We start from the raw sequence: 15168 nt of genomic DNA, 5'->3' as shown, positions 1-15168 counted from the left end.
TTTTTTATCACTGTCAAAATTTTTATACATAACAGGAGGACATTATGGAATTTTCATTTCCGACTATACAAGAATTTTTGGAAAGCGTTTTAATCAATCATACATGTTGCCTTGATCGCATTAAGAAAATAAACGAAAGGTTTTATTATCTCCCTTCTACTACAGAAGAATATAATTGCGCAATTATTTATGTAGATGACTCATTCACTGCATTAATTGACGCTTTTTCTTATGAATTAGCTGTTATCATCCTTAACGAAAACGATGAGCCGATATGCTGTATAACTTCTCAGCAAATGATTCCATTTCTTTATAAGTCCTACAATGAACTACAGTCATTTTATGACACTGTAATACAAACAACTGACTCTTCTGTTACAGTAATTGATAGTAAAGAATGCGTTCGAACTTGGACAGATGGTGCTGAAAAAATATTTTCAGTCAACCATAATGAGATTATTGGGCAACCGATTACTCGTTTTTTTGATTATAAAGACTTGGAAATTTTACAATCTTTACATGATGGAAAAAGCATAGTCGCTCAGTTCCATCAGCCTCGCCCCGATTTATTCGTATTAATTAATTCAAATCCAGTTTATTGTAATGATGAAATTATAGGAGCAGTCGTTTCAGAAACAGATGTTACAAATCAAGTCGCTTTAAATGAAAAACTATTTAATATGTCACATGAAATGCACCGTTTAGAACAAGAAGTGGCAAAGTATAAAGATGAATCCGATCCATTCCTTGCGATGAATGGAAAAAGTCCTGTTATACAAAGAACGATACAATTAGCTAGAAAAGTTTGTTCGGTGAAATCAACTGTTTTAATACTTGGGGAAAGCGGAGTTGGAAAAGAAGTATTTGCGAAAGCAATTCATGAAGCAAGTGAAGCAGCGAAGGCGCCTTTCATTTCGATTAACTGCGGGGCAATTCCAGAAGCATTATTTGAAAGTGAATTATTCGGTTACGAGCGTGGGGCGTTTTCTGGAGCAAATAGTAAAGGAAAAAAAGGTAAAATTGAACTCGCGCAAGGCGGTACTTTATTTCTTGATGAAATAGGTGAAATGCCACTTGATATGCAAGTAAAACTGTTACGTGTACTGCAAGAGCGAAAGTATTACCGAGTTGGTGGTGAAAAAGAAATTAATATTGATTTCCGTATTATCGCTGCTACAAATCGTGATTTACAAGAAGAAATGATAAAAGGAACTTTCCGAGAAGATTTATATTACCGCTTAAATGTAGTTAGCTTGCAGATTCCACCGCTGCGCGAAAGACGCGAGGATATTATTGAATTAACCTATTCTTTCTTAAACGATTTTTCAATCAACTATAACAGACCAATTCGTGACTTACCTTCAAGCATTATGCATGAACTGCTTCATTACAATTGGCCAGGTAATATTCGCGAACTTCGAAACGTTGTTGAGCGGCTTGTGGTATTCGCAACAGACGGAATTATAAAACAAGAATATTTACCATTTCATACGACTGAAACTTTAGACAACCATACAGCCCATTCCCTATTACTCAGCAACAATAATACAATCCTTTCTTTACAAGAAGAGATGGATGAGCATGAGAAAAAAGTTATTGAAAGGGCTTTACGAATTTTAAATGGGAATAAATTAGAATGCGCAAAACAACTTGGTGTAACAAGGGCTACTTTATATAACCGTTTAAAGAAACTTGGACTTCAATAAAGAATCAGTATGCACCGATCAGGCGTTTACAGGTAGCCCTCTCTCCCTCCTCTATATTGGCATGATTTTTGCATATATAATTTATGAAAACCGAACTAGAGGAGGAATACATATGACAAATAAAAACAACTTAATCGTTTGTCGTTGTGAAGAGGTTACATATGGGCAACTTCAATCGACAATTGCTGAATATAACTGCTCGGCAAGAGAATTAAAACTAAGAACACGTGCTGGCATGGGATTTTGCGGTGGTCGCACATGCAGAATAATGATAGATCGAATGATTGAAAATGCGAATCCTGACATAACTCTTAATGAACTACCGTTAAAATATCAACCACCAATACGTGCAGTTACTTTTGGATCGGTAGGTGAAAGTAAATGAGTAGAATTACACATCACCCTATTTTAGGTACTTTACAAAGTAGTGAGCGTATTACCTTTCAATTTAACGGTCATCAATACGGAGCATATGAACATGAAACGATAGCTGCTGCCCTGTTAGCAAATGGAATAAGGACATTAAGAGTTCATGAAGATAGCGGAACACCGCGAGGTATTTATTGTAATATCGGGCACTGTTCCGAATGCCGCATGACAGTAAATAATCAAACAAATGTACGCGCATGCTTAACTGTTGTAGAAGAAAACATGGTTGTTGAAAGCGGGAAACAGCATCCGAATATCGTGAGAGAGATGGTGAAAAAACGATGAGTGATGTAATTATTATTGGTGCAGGGCCAGCGGGATTATCTGCTTCTATTTCTTGTGCTCGTTTCGGACTAAAAGTGCTCGTTATTGATGAATTTATGAAGCCGGGCGGGAGATTGTTAGGACAGTTGCATCAAGAGCCTACTGGAGAATGGTGGAACGGAATAAAAGAATCGAAGCGACTTCATGAAGAAGCAGAATCACTTTCAGTACATATCAGGTGCGGTGTTTCGGTCTATAATTTAGATAGAGATGAAAACAATTGGTTTGTACATACTAATATCGGTACGTTAGAAGCACCTTTCGTACTACTTGCTACTGGAGCTGCGGAATATTCTATTCCCCTTCCTGGCTGGACACTTCCAGGAGTGATGTCAATTGGAGCAGCTCAAGTTATGACAAATGTTCATCGCGTGCAAGTTGGAAAAAAAGGAATTATTATTGGTGCTAACATTTTGTCTTTCGCCATTTTAAGTGAATTGCAATTAGCGGGAATTACAGTAGATCATATTGTACTCCCTGAGAAAAGCGAGTTAAGTCAAAAAGCTGGTGAACCTGAAGAAGTTTTAAACTCTCTTTTAAATGTAGCTCACCTCGCTCCTTCTGCTTTCTTACGAATAGGTAGTCACTTTATGAAATTTGATTGGATTCGAAAAGCTGGATTAACATTCTATCCAAACAACGGAATGAAAATAAACGGAACGCCACTTCACCTTCGGAAAGCAGCTCTTGAAATTATCGGAACAGATCAAGTTGAAGGTGTACGTATTGCTAATATTGACTCTAAAGGAAAGGTTATCAATGGAACAGAGAAAATATATGAAGCAGATTTTGTATGTATTGCCGGGGGATTATACCCACTTGCCGAACTTGCAGCTGTAGCTGGTTGTCCCTTCCATTACATTTCAGAATTAGGCGGACACGTTCCTCTCCATTCCGAAACAATGGAAACCCCTCTTCCCGGTTTATTAGTAGCCGGCAATATTACAGGCATTGAAAGCGGAAAAATTGCGATGGCGCAAGGAACAGTTGCAGGTCTATCTATTGCTAAATATGCAAGCAAAAAACGTGATATAGTCGACCAACAATTATCTCACGCCATTCAAAACGTTCACTTTGTTCGTCAGAAATCTGCAATTCAGTTTAATCCGATGGTAGATATCGGTAGACGAAAAATGAATGAAATTTGGCGTGATTACTCATCTACATATGCACATACTAAAAAGAGCTGCTGAGATTATTCTCAACAGCTCTCTTCTCTACTCATCTGAGTTATTAAATTTCGCTAATGCGTAAATACCTTCTTCGTCATCTAATTCAAGTTGTAATCTCGCTGCAAATGAATTGACATTATATTCTCTGTCAAGCAATAAGCGTAAAGCTTCGATTAAGTTTGCTTGAATTAAAATTTGCTGGCGACCATTTACCTCTACTTCCGCAGAGAAACCGTAGTCGTCATCATACATGAGTTCAACTAATACTTCTTCTGGACCCACTTGTCTTTTTTCAGCGATATATATACAAAGCGCATTTATAAGCTCTTGTTCAGAAATTTTTATTGTTTCCATGCTACTTCATCTGCCTTCTTCTTACGTTGGTCTTTGAAGTATTTAAATGCACGAACTGCTAACATTACGATACCAGCCATTACTAACATATTTACCATAAACGCTAATACAGAACCAAGAGCTCCCATATTTGCAAATAAGCTACCCATTAGTAAACCACCAAGACCACCTAGTAATAAACCTTTCATAAAGCTTCCTTTATTACTTTTTGGTGCCGTGTTTGTTGCTTTCGTTTTTGAATCTGGAGTCGTTTTTTGGGAATTTACATTTGAGTCTTTTTTGTTTAAATCAACTTTTGACTTTTGACCTGAACTTGGTGTAAATGATTTTTTACCAGATTTGTAACTTTTCGCTGCTGCATGATCTACGAACATAAAGCTGCTAGCCCCAAAGATAACCATGAATGCTGTCATTACTGCTACAAGTTTTTTCAACATATTATATCCATTCTCCTTTTATATAGATATATGTGAAATCTATCTTTCTAGTAAATTCAGAATAATAGATTTGTTTTTAAGAACATTTTAAAGGTTCTTATGAACTTATTATATGAACTTTTGTCGAAATATGCAAGTATTATTTACTTTCAACAGTTTGGTCACAAAGGAAAAATTAAGCAAAACAGAATTGACTTTAAATGAAACAAAACATATTATAAGTTCATAAGAACTTTTTATTATTTTGGAGGTGAAAAGATGGAAACATTTCATCTCACACGAAACGAAATGGCTACCCTTCTTCTATCACTAAGAGGATGGAATACGAAAAAGCCTCTCGGTATTTTACAAGAAGCTTGGGCAAAGTCACATAAAAAAGATATTGAAAGCGGACAAAGCGTTACAGCTTTTATTACTACCGCACTTTCACCTATTTTTGAAAAGCTGATTAAAATTGACGATACTGATGTCGGTTTTTCTTTAAATGAAATAGTTGCGCTTGGCAATCAGATTGAAAACACAAGTTTCTCTGTAACTGCTATGCAAAACTGGGTGAAACGAGATATAAAAGAAATGATTGGCTCTCCTCAAAAAGGGAAAAAATATTCAATTGAACAAGCAGCCTTACTATTTATTGTCGAAGATTTAAAAACAGCACTTGATTTTGAATCCATTCGTAAGCTATTACGCCTTATTGTAAATGATCCAGCTGATCGAAGTGATGATTTAATCAATCCTGTTCATTTATATGTAGCATACTCTTCTTTATTTGAAGAACTCAATCAAGGGAATTGCTTACAATTAAATGCAACAGATACCGTTCATACAATTGAAAACATCGTAAAAGAAAAAGCTGATAAAATCGCAAGTAAGTTCGATCAAATTAATAACGAACAACGCGAAGCAATTCGTAACGCTATTATTATTGCGACCCTTTCTGTACATACCGCTTATGTACAAATGTTAGCAAAGCGTTACGTAACAGCAACTTTATTTTTACAGAACTTAGATGTGAAGCCTTAAAAAATAGGAGCAGAAATGCTTCTATTTTTTTACAACGAAAACAAGCAACCATCTGTTCCAAATATACAACAAATGCTTGCTTGATTTATTTAAATTTAAGTTTCATATAAAACCGTAGTATTACGCATATCTATAAGTAGTGTCATTTAAGGTTCCATATATCCCCCTAACCCTCATTACATTCAGAATTAACTGTTTTTTACCGTGCTATTTTCTCATTCTTAATTCTATGCATATCATACACTTTCACTTCATTCTCTATATATGATTTTACTTTTTTAAATCCAGCTTTCTCATAACAACGAATTGCCCTTTTGTTGTCTTCTCTTACCTGTAATACAACTGCTTGTATATCGGAATCTAAAAACGATTTACTTATGAAATACTTTGTAATTTCTGTTCCAAGTCCTTTTGAATATAAATTCGAAACGCCAATAAGAATAGAGTATTCCATCACATAGGTATCATCATATTTCGTCTTTTTTAATCCGACTCTTCCTATTACTTCATCTCTCACTATTATTACATGATAACTTGCATAAGACCGCGCTAATTTTTCAGTCCAATACTCCCGAAGTTCTTCTATTGTATATCGCTTAAATGGTTTCACATCTGCTATGTTATGTAATTCTTCATCGTTATACCATTCTAATATAATTGATAAATCATCTAATTCTAGAAGACGTTCTTTCCAGTTCACATTTCCACCCCATCTATTTTATGTTTTCAAACCACTTTAAAAAGAATAGGCATATTCTTTTTTAGGCAATTTTACTATCTTTTGAATGAAATTTGATTTCTCTAAAATATCCTCTAACTGCCCCTCACTATAAACGTAAATACTCCCTACATATGAACTGTACGCCTTTTTCTCAGTTATTATCGTTAAATTGTTATTTTCCTTTTTAAAATCACCCTCCACTCCTTTTTGAAATGATAAACTTTTGGTTGCTGAAACATACAGTTGAATTAAAGATCCTATTTCAACATCACCTGATTTTGCAAAGCACTGTATTTCATTTAAAATCATTTCATCTTGTAACGGAAGAAAGTCTTCTACTTCTAACTTCTCTCCTTTATGAAAGAAGTTTTGAAGTTCAGGAGTATAGAACGAAAGATTTTTCTCCTCTATCATTTTAAAAATTGTTTGCAGCAATATGTCTTTTCCTATCACAAACGGGTGGCCAAATCCATTATTGTAAAGCCCTTCTTTCATTTTCATTAATTGTTCGATGAAGGGGATTCCCGATTCTTCAATAACAAGTTTACCGTCAATTAAACGCATGTTAGCAATCAATTCTTCTATCTGTAAACCTTCTAATTCAAGCGACGAGTAATATAAATCTCTATTCCAAAAATCTAATTGATCCATTCCTAATGAATTAAATAAGAGCTCATCTATAATTGGAAAAACTCCATCTTCTGTTAAAGCTTTCGTTACATCATCTAATAATCTAGGTGTTTGATTTAAAATCGTACGTATTTCTTCGTCCTCTTGAATGATTCGTACCGTCCACTCACTATGATCTTCACCCGATATTTGCTGAAAACAATGTGAATATGGCCCATGTCCAACATCATGTAGAAGGGCTACAGTAGATACTAGCTTTCGTTCATATTTCGATAAATGTATGTCACCAATCTCAGTAAGATGTTCTATCACTTTATTTACTAGCACATATACACCTATCGAATGTTCTTTCCTCGTATGTATTGCGTTCTCATGTAAAAAATAAGTATGTCCTTGTTGTTTAATATTCGCCAACCTTTGAAATGCTTTTGTATCTATCAATCGAAGGATATCTCTATCACGAATAGAGATTGGTCCATAAATCGGATCTGTAATATACATACGTTCTCCTCCTATTTTTGTAAATGAAAGACCTATATCATTATACTTAATTTTCAGTCTATTATCATTGATATATGAGAAATTTTTAATAATCTTTTCATTAACCCTTCATGAAAACGTAGCTTATATACTTTACTATAATACTTATGAGAGACATAAAAGAATTGAAATAGCAATCCCCTATGTAAATAAGGTATAATCTACATATAGTGAACCTTTTACGTAATTAAATAAAAGGTTCTTATACTCAAAAATTCATAAACTAGAAGGTGCAACAATGTTAAGTAGTTTTATTCATTCAGTATTAACGTTTTTTGAAGGATTAGGTTATTGGGGCATTATGCTTGGACTTATGATTGAAATTATCCCAAGTGAAATTGTCCTTGCTTATGCAGGATACTTAGTATTCAATGGAAGTATCTCATTTATAGGCGCAGTTGTATTCGGTACAATTGGCGGTGTTATTGCCCAAATCTTTATTTATTGGCTTGGACGATACGGCGGACGCCCTATATTAGAACGTTATGGAAAATATATTTTCATACATAAAAAACAAATAGATGCTGCAGAAGATTGGTTTAATCGTTACGGAACTGGCGTCATTTTTACAGCACGCTTCATTCCAGTAGTGCGTCATGCGATTTCAATTCCTGCTGGTATTACAAAAATGCCTTTACTACGTTTCACTACATTAACAGCACTTGCGATTATCCCTTGGTCTATTATTTTCATTTATTTAGGTGAAAAACTAGGTGAAAATTGGGAAAATATTAACGATATTGCTGGTCCTTATGTGAAATCATTCGCAATTGGTGGCGTCGTACTTATACTTTTATACTTCGTTATAAAAAAATGGACAAAAAAGCGTAAAAATCTTGCTTAAGAATATAACAAAAACCGCTATAAATTCATTCGGAGTTATAGCGGTTTTTTATTTATTTATATATGAATTAATCTTCAAGAATTATATAACACCTTTCCATCTACATTTACATGGATAAGCAACCGTTTGATCATTTCTTTCGTATATTATCTCAAAAAGGAGTGATTCCCCTATGCATTGGCAGCAAAAAATACTATACTTAATCGGACGCCCTATCGGTATTTCCTTCATAAATGGGCAAGGAACTTCTGGTGTATTATGTTCAGCTCATGATGGTCAATTGTATGTGTATGAATACCTTTATCAAGCCCAGTTCGCAATGAAACATTATGATTATAGACAGATTCAAGATATACATGCATTCCCAAATTGTCCTCACCAAAATCCTCTATACTAAAAAAATCGGAACGGCTCATAGCCATTCCGATTTCTATACTTTATTTCTCAGAATTAAATTTCTGCACTGCTTCATCAAAATAAATCCAACCTTTCCAGCCCAAATGAATCGTATCTTTTAAGAAATACTTATCATATTCATGACCAGAGAAATCAACTACTGGATATCCTGCTTTCTCAACCTGTTCTCGAACTTTTTTATAATACACTTCACGGCGTTCTTTCGGGAATCCAGTATAATCATACCAAGGCCCATTGACAGGTACAGAAATAAAGAGTGGTTTGACATTTTTCTCTTTAAATAAATCTAAAATAATTTGTAAATCATCGTATTCTGGTGATTCATCATATGTTTCATTTGCTCTAAAGTTTTTTAAACCTTTTAGTTTTTTCTTCAGATTATTCTTATGATAATACGGATTTTCAATTCCGAATGTATTTGTAGTAGACTCTGCTTTCCCTTCTTGTTCTGCGTGTTTACGTGCGTCTTCCCAAGAAATTGAACGAAGTCCGATATTTGTTTTCTCTTTCATCGGTTCGATTTTAAATAAAGAGTTAAATAAATCTCTATGATCTAAAATATTTCGATGCATATAAGCAAGTGGTTTAACTAAACCTGCTTTTATGTTATGTTTCGTATCATTATATACAATACCTTCTAATGAATTTTTTAATATATCATCTTCTTGAACAACTTTATAATCTAATAGCCGTTTCGCGATTTGCTTCTTCATTTCTGGATTTATCTCATCATTAAAAATAAAATGATATGCTTGTTGTTTGGAGAAATTATTAGTGAAATCCCCTTGTGATACACCAGTCTTTGTAAACCATTGTGGTGAAAGAACAAAGACTACTTTTTTACCTTCTAATTCATCCATAGTAGATGTCATATTTAAAATATGAGCTAAACTTTGTGTACCACCAGTTCCAATTAAAAACGGTGTAAAACCAGCTGGATTTACTTTGAAATAATTAGACGGATGATATGCATCCATTCGTAAAAATTCTGATGAACCGTACATCGGTAAATACTGTGAATTCTCTAACATTTTTTGCTGTAAGAAAACACTTTGTAATTTCTCTTTTTGTAAAGAAGTTGCCGCATCTTCTACCTTCTTATCACTAATAAGCGATACTAAACTTTTCGATGGGATTAGAATGATAATGAAAAAAAGCACACACGCTAAAATTATAGGACCAAAAGCATGCTTCATTTTCATCTTCTATCCCTCTTTCTATCGTTATTAAATTGTAACCCTTGTTTTTGACACGTCATCTTTTCTCTCCTTTTTCTCTATACATGTTCCATTCTATTTATCTATTATATACATGTATGTATTTCCTTCCTTGTTCTATTAAGCCCTATATAAATAGCGCAAGAAAATGTTTCCATAGAAACACGTTAATTATACAAGATTCTACATAAATTTCACACTGGAATTTTAGTAATAATTTTATTTTTAAGTCGTAAAAAAACATATGAAATGTCTATATTTCATTCGGAACTGTACAAAAAAACAGACTATCACATACGTGAAGTCTGTTTCCCCATTCTTTTATTTTTGTACATCTGCCCATTTTAAACTTGTAGCTGGACCAAATTGATGTACATATAAATCTTTCACATATGGTTTTTGTAAGTAAGATAATCCGCGCTGGAATACCGGTGCAATTACTGCATCATCAAGTAGCATTTTTTCAGCATCTTGCATTGCTTTCCAGCGAGCCTTTTCATCATTACCTAATTCTGTTTTAATCTTCTTAATTAACGCATCATATTCTGGGTTTGCATATTCTGTATTATTAACACTGCTTCCAGAAAGAAATACTTCTAAATAAGTCATTGGATCTGGATAATCCGGTAACCAGCGTGATAACGACATTTCATATTCTTTCTTCTTCTCAAGTGCTAATTTTTGCGTATGTGGCTGTAATTTCACATTCACTTTTAAGCCTGGTAAGTTTTTCTCAAGCTGCTCTTTAATGTACTCTCCAACTTTTTTAAAGTTTTCTAAGTCATAATTTAATAGTTCTAACGTCACTTCATTTGTACCTGTCTCTTGTTTTGCTTTCTCCCAATATTCTTTCGCTTTTTTTACATCAGTTTTATTAAACTCACCTGCCGTACTTCTAAAATCTTTCTTATCTGGGCCCTTTAAGAATCCTTTTGGTACGTAATAGTTTGCTGCAACCGACCCATCATTTAAAAATGAATCTGCGAGTCCCTTCTTATCAAAAACTGTACTTAGCGCAAGACGTGCATTTTTATTTTTAAGAATCGGTACATTTTCATTAAATCGGAAGAAGTACATAACTGGATCTGTATATTGTTTTAGCTCTTTATTATTTTTATATTTATCTACGAATTCTGTAGAAATAACAGCTCTATCAACTTTATCTGTTTCATATAAATTTACCGCAGTTGAAATTTCTTTTACAATTTGATAGTTTACTTCATCTAACTTCACTTCTTTTTTATCCCAATACTTATCGTTTTTCTTCATTGTAAAGCTAGCTTCATGCTTCCACTCTGATAATGTAAACGGTCCATTATATACCGCTTTATTTGCTTCTAATCCATATTTATCACCTTGCTCTTTCGCATATTTTTCGTTAATTGGATAGAAGGATGGTAAAATTAATAATTTCGTAAAATACGGTACAGGATGTTCTAGCTCTACGACGAATGTTTTATCATCCTTCGCTTTTACTCCTAATTCATCTAGACCTAGTTGTTTTTTATTTATCTTCTCAGCATTTTTTACATCGTACGCAATGTATGCATATTGAGAAGCTGTATCTGGATTAATCAATTGCTTCCAAGCGTATACGTAATCATGGGCGGTTACTGGATCTCCGTTAGACCATTTCGCATCACGCAATTGGAATGTATATGTCTTTCCATCTTTACTCACTTCATATTTTTGTGCGCCTGCCTCAATTACTTCATCATTTTTCGATAGACGGAATAGTCCTTCCATTACGTTATTCAAAACGTTAAACGAGATTGCATCTGTGACTTTCACTGAGTTTAACGACGGAATTTCACCCGTTTCTAGTAACTGTAATACTTTCTTGTCATCTTTCGGCTTTGTCGTTGTTTTTTCTTTTTCGCAACCAACTAAAAATGAAGAAACGAATAGAATACTAACTAATGAGTAACGAACAACTTTTTTCATTTAAAAACCCCCTCTATTTTTAAGGTAAGTAACGACGAGCACCAGCGTATTCTTCTATATATCCTGGTGTATTTAGCGGTATAATCTCTACCGATCTTTCAGCTCTTGGTGAGTGAATCATATTGCCATCACCAATATACATTGCGACGTGATGGACACTACCTTTCCCTTGATCATGTGCAAAGAAAATTAAATCTCCTTTTTGTAGATTTTCTTTATCAACTGCAACTCCTGCTCTTGATTGTGGTCCAGAATCTCGCGGAATTGTAATGCCGTGCGATTTATAGATCGTATGCGTGAAGCCAGAGCAATCAAATCCAAAACCACTTGTACCAGCCCATATATACGGTAAACCTAAAAACATTTTCCCTGTGTTTATTAAATCATCGGCCGCCGGGGTTGGAATATCATTTTGAGAACGGTAAACCGTTCCATCATTTTTTCGTAGCCAAGCTTTCTGACCATTTGGCAACAATACACGGTATGAAATTGTGTCTTCACTTAATAGCGGCAGTCTTGTATTATAACTGACTTCAAGTGATTTATGTTTTTCAGAAGGATTTATATATAAAATCGCTGTTGGCTTTGTTATTAACACAAAAGGTTCATTTGTTTTATCTGCAAATTCTTGATTATATGTTAATTGCTTTTCAGGCATCCAGCCCGGATAACCTTCTTCATTTCGTGGCGTTGGCTGTCCATGCACTAATACCTTCACCCATTCACCTTTCTTATCAATAACAGTTACTTCTTGACCGAGTAACGCTTGTGTTTCTAATTTATTTGCATTTGTTAACCATAGTTTCTCGTCAAGTGTCATTGATTTCGTCCATTTCCATAGATCCACTGGATTTGTTGCACTCGGTGTATCGATTGGCCTTAATGAATCAGGTACTGTCCATAACGTTGCAGCAGATACATCTATAAATGCTTTATTATCCTTCTTTTCTTCAGCATTTGCCGATGTAAACGATGAAAATATAAATAAAGTTGTTAAAAATGCAGTTCCTACTTTTTTCATATTTATCCCCCTTAAAAGATAGTTTACTAGTCTCTTCTCCTAAAACTTACTATTCACTGTCGATTGAAGGTTTATCTTTGATCCAGAATAAGTCATTCCTTCTGGCTCTTCCATTAACCAAAGCGGTGCATCAAGATCAAAATAATGAATATTAGGATGCGCTGCCGCTAAATGCGCAACAGCACTAACGGAAAGTGAAGACTCCATCATGCTGCCCACCATACACTTCACACCAGCTGTTTCTGCGATATCTGCAATACGCCATGCTTCACGTATGCCACCACATTTCATTAATGTAATATTAATGAAGTCTGCATATCTTCCTTGAACGAGCTTTAATGCGTCACTTGCTGAAAATATACTTTCATCGGCCATAATTGGCGTTTGCACACGATCTTTGACGTACTTTAACCCATCCCAATCTTTCGCGTGTACTGGTTGTTCAATAAATTCTATATTTAAATTACGATTTTCCATCTCTTGAATGATAGAGACCGCTTCTTTTGGACTCCAACCTTGATTCGCATCTAAACGTAATGTCGTATTTCTTGGTACCACATTTCGAATTGCCTCAATACGTTCCAAATCTAAATGCGCCTCTTTACCCACTTTAATCTTCAATGTTTGAAATCCTTTTTCTATATGTTTCTTCGCTTCTTTTGCCATTAATACAGGTTCATCTACACTCACTGTAATATCGGTATGAATTTCTTTCTTCCCGCCTAACAATGCATATAACGGCACATTTTGATATTGGCAATATACATCATATAAAGCGATATCTACCGCTGCTTTCGAACTTGAATTTCCAATACAACTCATTTGAATGCCCTGTAGTAACTGCTGAAACTGAATGATATTTTGACCAATTAAACATGAACGCATCGGTCCTAAAATCGCTTCTTCCATTCCGCTGGTGAAATCCCCCGTAATAACTGGCGTTGCGGCTGCAGCCCCCTTACCAATCACTCCTTCGTCTGTATGAATATAAACATCTATACTTTCAATTTCTGTTACAGTACGAAGCGCGGTTTTAAACGGTGTATGCAGTTTTACACGTCTACGATTTACTTTTACATCTGTAATTTTCATTTTGTTCATCCTTTCGTTCTCCAATGAAGTGAAATTTTAATCCACCGGAGATTTATACCCACGGATTATTAGGTAAACCCATTGGGCATTTACTCTCCTATCTCTCTACTTTATTTTCGTTTGCTTTTGATGTAGGACGATAATTTGAAATAAAAAAATCCAGCCATAAGAATGATTCTTACGGCTGGATTTTGTCTATGATTGAGTAGACAAAGCAGCAATCTGATTATATTTTTTCTGTGCATCTTTTAGCGCTACAAGTAATGCTTTTTGAGAAGAACCGAAATATCGGTTCTTTACTTCCATTACTAACGCCGGGTCATTTATATTTTTATGTAGAAATAAATATTTAACAAATTGAGATGTTAATGCAATTGTCGCTGAGCAGTCTGCATCTACAATTTCCCCTGTATCCTTAACAAGTACAAATGCTACGAAATAGCTTTTAAACTTTTCAGTAATGGGATTATTTTGAGGTGCTTTCGCATCCCCTACGATATAAATTGTATTTGAAGCGTACACAGCTATCTTCCTTTCGTATACGAGGATAACGGGTTTCTTAATAGTCGTATGAGCGAGGAACTCAACGTTGATTAAAAAATGTATCCGCTTACCTTGTATTATAATATAATTGACAGAATTTTAACAACATTTTTAGTGCATATTCCATATCTATGAAAATAGCTTAAACTCTTCATTTTTACAATATGTGATTGTTCCTTGTACCATGACATTCATACATAAAAAAACAGTTAGCGATGGCTAGCTATTTTTTTATTACTTGGGTATCACAAATATAGTTTCATTTGACTTAGAAAATTGATACTCTTTTCTCGCAAACTTCAAAATTTCTTCTTCATCATCTGTTAAATTTTCTATGTTAGTCTTTAAAGAATCTTTATCTTTCTTTAAAGATACTAAGTGTTTCTTTTGATTCGTAATCGTATCTTTCTTTTGATCAATTACTTCTTGTTGCTTCGTTAAAATATATTGAACGTACAGAGTAGTTGCTGCAATAAAAAAGACCATTAAAATAAGTCGCCTTAACTTTTTTTTATTTATCCTACGCTTGTCACTAGGTTGTGATAATTGCTCTGGTATATTAGGAACATTTACTCGTTTGAGTTTCCTCATTCAAATCCCCCTAACCCATATTTTTCACTACCATCGGCACGTTTTCTTACTAAACTAAATTCTATTCTTATAAAATAAACTCCTTCACAAAAATATCCCATAAATTAACCAATTAAAGATAGCATTCGACGACATTTCTACATTTACACCGATTTTTTTTATA

Annotated in this window: 17 protein-coding genes; 7 read left to right on the top strand and 10 right to left on the bottom strand. The window is 34.3% G+C overall.

The features are described from left to right. The first annotated feature begins 44 nt into the window (after positions 1-44). From CGQ22_RS12270 to CGQ22_RS12255, 4 genes are all read left to right on the top strand, one after another. Positions 45-1706 (top strand): sigma-54 interaction domain-containing protein, encoded by a 1662-nt coding sequence (locus CGQ22_RS12270; protein ID WP_000395821.1) that lies wholly within the window; start codon positions 45-47, stop codon positions 1704-1706. 112 nt (positions 1707-1818) lie between these two features. Then, entirely contained in the window at positions 1819-2091 is a 273-nt protein-coding gene (locus CGQ22_RS12265; RefSeq protein WP_128266982.1) for a (2Fe-2S)-binding protein, read from the top strand. Then, positions 2088-2420: a (2Fe-2S)-binding protein gene (locus CGQ22_RS12260; protein WP_000087067.1), complete on the top strand. Its 333-nt coding sequence runs from the start codon at positions 2088-2090 to the stop codon at positions 2418-2420. The genes CGQ22_RS12265 and CGQ22_RS12260 overlap by 4 nt, the downstream gene beginning before the upstream one ends. Beyond that, the gene (locus CGQ22_RS12255) at positions 2417-3652 is read left to right on the top strand and encodes an NAD(P)/FAD-dependent oxidoreductase (protein ID WP_001286107.1); all 1236 of its coding nucleotides are present in this window, start codon (positions 2417-2419) and stop codon (positions 3650-3652) included. Before CGQ22_RS12260 ends, CGQ22_RS12255 begins: the two co-directional genes overlap by 4 nt. A gap of 24 nt (positions 3653-3676) precedes the next feature. Here the strand turns inward: CGQ22_RS12255 and CGQ22_RS12250 are convergent, their stop codons facing one another. Together CGQ22_RS12250 and CGQ22_RS12245 are read right to left on the bottom strand one after the other, a co-directional pair. Then, entirely contained in the window at positions 3677-3985 is a 309-nt protein-coding gene (locus CGQ22_RS12250; RefSeq protein ID WP_000447750.1) for a YxcD family protein, read from the bottom strand. Then, positions 3973-4422, bottom strand: a complete 450-nt coding sequence (locus CGQ22_RS12245) for a hypothetical protein (RefSeq protein ID WP_000914478.1) — start codon at positions 4420-4422, stop codon at positions 3973-3975. Before CGQ22_RS12245 ends, CGQ22_RS12250 begins: the two co-directional genes overlap by 13 nt. A gap of 258 nt (positions 4423-4680) precedes the next feature. On the opposite strand from CGQ22_RS12245, the gene CGQ22_RS12240 reads away from it, so the two are divergent. Continuing rightward, on the top strand, positions 4681-5445 hold the full coding sequence (locus tag CGQ22_RS12240) for a DUF1836 domain-containing protein (protein WP_000447231.1): 765 nt from the start codon (positions 4681-4683) through the stop codon (positions 5443-5445). Positions 5446-5644: 199 nt separating this feature from the next. On the opposite strand, the gene CGQ22_RS12235 is transcribed toward CGQ22_RS12240, so the two are convergent. Both CGQ22_RS12235 and CGQ22_RS12230 read right to left on the bottom strand, forming a co-directional pair. Then, the gene (locus tag CGQ22_RS12235) at positions 5645-6145 is read right to left on the bottom strand and encodes a GNAT family N-acetyltransferase (RefSeq protein WP_001104067.1); all 501 of its coding nucleotides are present in this window, start codon (positions 6143-6145) and stop codon (positions 5645-5647) included. 36 nt (positions 6146-6181) lie between these two features. Then, entirely contained in the window at positions 6182-7297 is a 1116-nt protein-coding gene (locus tag CGQ22_RS12230) for an HD domain-containing protein (RefSeq protein ID WP_000275989.1), read from the bottom strand. Positions 7298-7574: 277 nt separating this feature from the next. Here CGQ22_RS12230 and uptA point away from each other — a divergent pair, with 277 nt between their 5' ends. After that, a complete protein-coding gene (gene uptA / locus CGQ22_RS12225; protein WP_000952913.1) occupies positions 7575-8180 on the top strand; it encodes an undecaprenyl phosphate transporter UptA in 606 nt (201 codons plus the stop codon). 172 nt (positions 8181-8352) lie between these two features. Continuing rightward, positions 8353-8577: a hypothetical protein gene (locus CGQ22_RS12220; RefSeq protein WP_000558686.1), complete on the top strand. Its 225-nt coding sequence runs from the start codon at positions 8353-8355 to the stop codon at positions 8575-8577. Between the two features lie 40 nt (positions 8578-8617). Here CGQ22_RS12220 and dltD read toward each other — a convergent pair whose 3' ends face one another. From dltD to CGQ22_RS12190, 6 genes are all read right to left on the bottom strand, one after another. Further along, positions 8618-9799: a D-alanyl-lipoteichoic acid biosynthesis protein DltD gene (dltD, locus tag CGQ22_RS12215; protein WP_000782300.1), complete on the bottom strand. Its 1182-nt coding sequence runs from the start codon at positions 9797-9799 to the stop codon at positions 8618-8620. Between the two features lie 336 nt (positions 9800-10135). Continuing rightward, the gene (locus CGQ22_RS12210; RefSeq protein WP_000758240.1) at positions 10136-11758 is read right to left on the bottom strand and encodes a peptide ABC transporter substrate-binding protein; all 1623 of its coding nucleotides are present in this window, start codon (positions 11756-11758) and stop codon (positions 10136-10138) included. A 19-nt stretch (positions 11759-11777) separates the two neighbouring features. After that, positions 11778-12779: a C40 family peptidase gene (locus tag CGQ22_RS12205; protein ID WP_000755429.1), complete on the bottom strand. Its 1002-nt coding sequence runs from the start codon at positions 12777-12779 to the stop codon at positions 11778-11780. A 39-nt stretch (positions 12780-12818) separates the two neighbouring features. Then, on the bottom strand, positions 12819-13880 hold the full coding sequence (locus tag CGQ22_RS12200) for a dipeptide epimerase (RefSeq protein ID WP_139032767.1): 1062 nt from the start codon (positions 13878-13880) through the stop codon (positions 12819-12821). 186 nt (positions 13881-14066) lie between these two features. After that, the gene (locus CGQ22_RS12195) at positions 14067-14393 is read right to left on the bottom strand and encodes a DUF3870 domain-containing protein (protein WP_000271314.1); all 327 of its coding nucleotides are present in this window, start codon (positions 14391-14393) and stop codon (positions 14067-14069) included. A gap of 255 nt (positions 14394-14648) precedes the next feature. Continuing rightward, positions 14649-15005, bottom strand: coding sequence for an FtsB family cell division protein (locus tag CGQ22_RS12190; protein ID WP_089148748.1), 357 nt, complete (start codon positions 15003-15005; stop codon positions 14649-14651). Between the last annotated feature and the right edge of the window lie 163 nt (positions 15006-15168).

The organism is Bacillus sp. M13(2017) (assembly GCF_002218325.1).
In the GTDB taxonomy this organism is placed as follows: domain Bacteria; phylum Bacillota; class Bacilli; order Bacillales; family Bacillaceae_G; genus Bacillus_A; species Bacillus_A thuringiensis_K.
The sequence above is the reverse complement of the archived record's forward strand: the minus strand, read 5'-3'. Positions and strand labels throughout refer to the sequence as shown.

Coding starts and splice junctions, on each gene's coding strand:
- CGQ22_RS12270 (WP_000395821.1), top strand. CDS start 45: ATGGAATTTTCATTTCCGACTATACAAGAATTTTTGGAAAGCGTTTTA.
- CGQ22_RS12265 (WP_128266982.1), top strand. CDS start 1,819: ATGACAAATAAAAACAACTTAATCGTTTGTCGTTGTGAAGAGGTTACA.
- CGQ22_RS12260 (WP_000087067.1), top strand. CDS start 2,088: ATGAGTAGAATTACACATCACCCTATTTTAGGTACTTTACAAAGTAGT.
- CGQ22_RS12255 (WP_001286107.1), top strand. CDS start 2,417: ATGAGTGATGTAATTATTATTGGTGCAGGGCCAGCGGGATTATCTGCT.
- CGQ22_RS12250 (WP_000447750.1), bottom strand. CDS start 3,985: ATGGAAACAATAAAAATTTCTGAACAAGAGCTTATAAATGCGCTTTGT.
- CGQ22_RS12245 (WP_000914478.1), bottom strand. CDS start 4,422: ATGTTGAAAAAACTTGTAGCAGTAATGACAGCATTCATGGTTATCTTT.
- CGQ22_RS12240 (WP_000447231.1), top strand. CDS start 4,681: ATGGAAACATTTCATCTCACACGAAACGAAATGGCTACCCTTCTTCTA.
- CGQ22_RS12230 (WP_000275989.1), bottom strand. CDS start 7,297: ATGTATATTACAGATCCGATTTATGGACCAATCTCTATTCGTGATAGA.
- uptA (WP_000952913.1), top strand. CDS start 7,575: ATGTTAAGTAGTTTTATTCATTCAGTATTAACGTTTTTTGAAGGATTA.
- CGQ22_RS12220 (WP_000558686.1), top strand. CDS start 8,353: ATGCATTGGCAGCAAAAAATACTATACTTAATCGGACGCCCTATCGGT.
- dltD (WP_000782300.1), bottom strand. CDS start 9,799: ATGAAAATGAAGCATGCTTTTGGTCCTATAATTTTAGCGTGTGTGCTT.
- CGQ22_RS12210 (WP_000758240.1), bottom strand. CDS start 11,758: ATGAAAAAAGTTGTTCGTTACTCATTAGTTAGTATTCTATTCGTTTCT.
- CGQ22_RS12205 (WP_000755429.1), bottom strand. CDS start 12,779: ATGAAAAAAGTAGGAACTGCATTTTTAACAACTTTATTTATATTTTCA.
- CGQ22_RS12200 (WP_139032767.1), bottom strand. CDS start 13,880: ATGAACAAAATGAAAATTACAGATGTAAAAGTAAATCGTAGACGTGTA.
- CGQ22_RS12190 (WP_089148748.1), bottom strand. CDS start 15,005: ATGAGGAAACTCAAACGAGTAAATGTTCCTAATATACCAGAGCAATTA.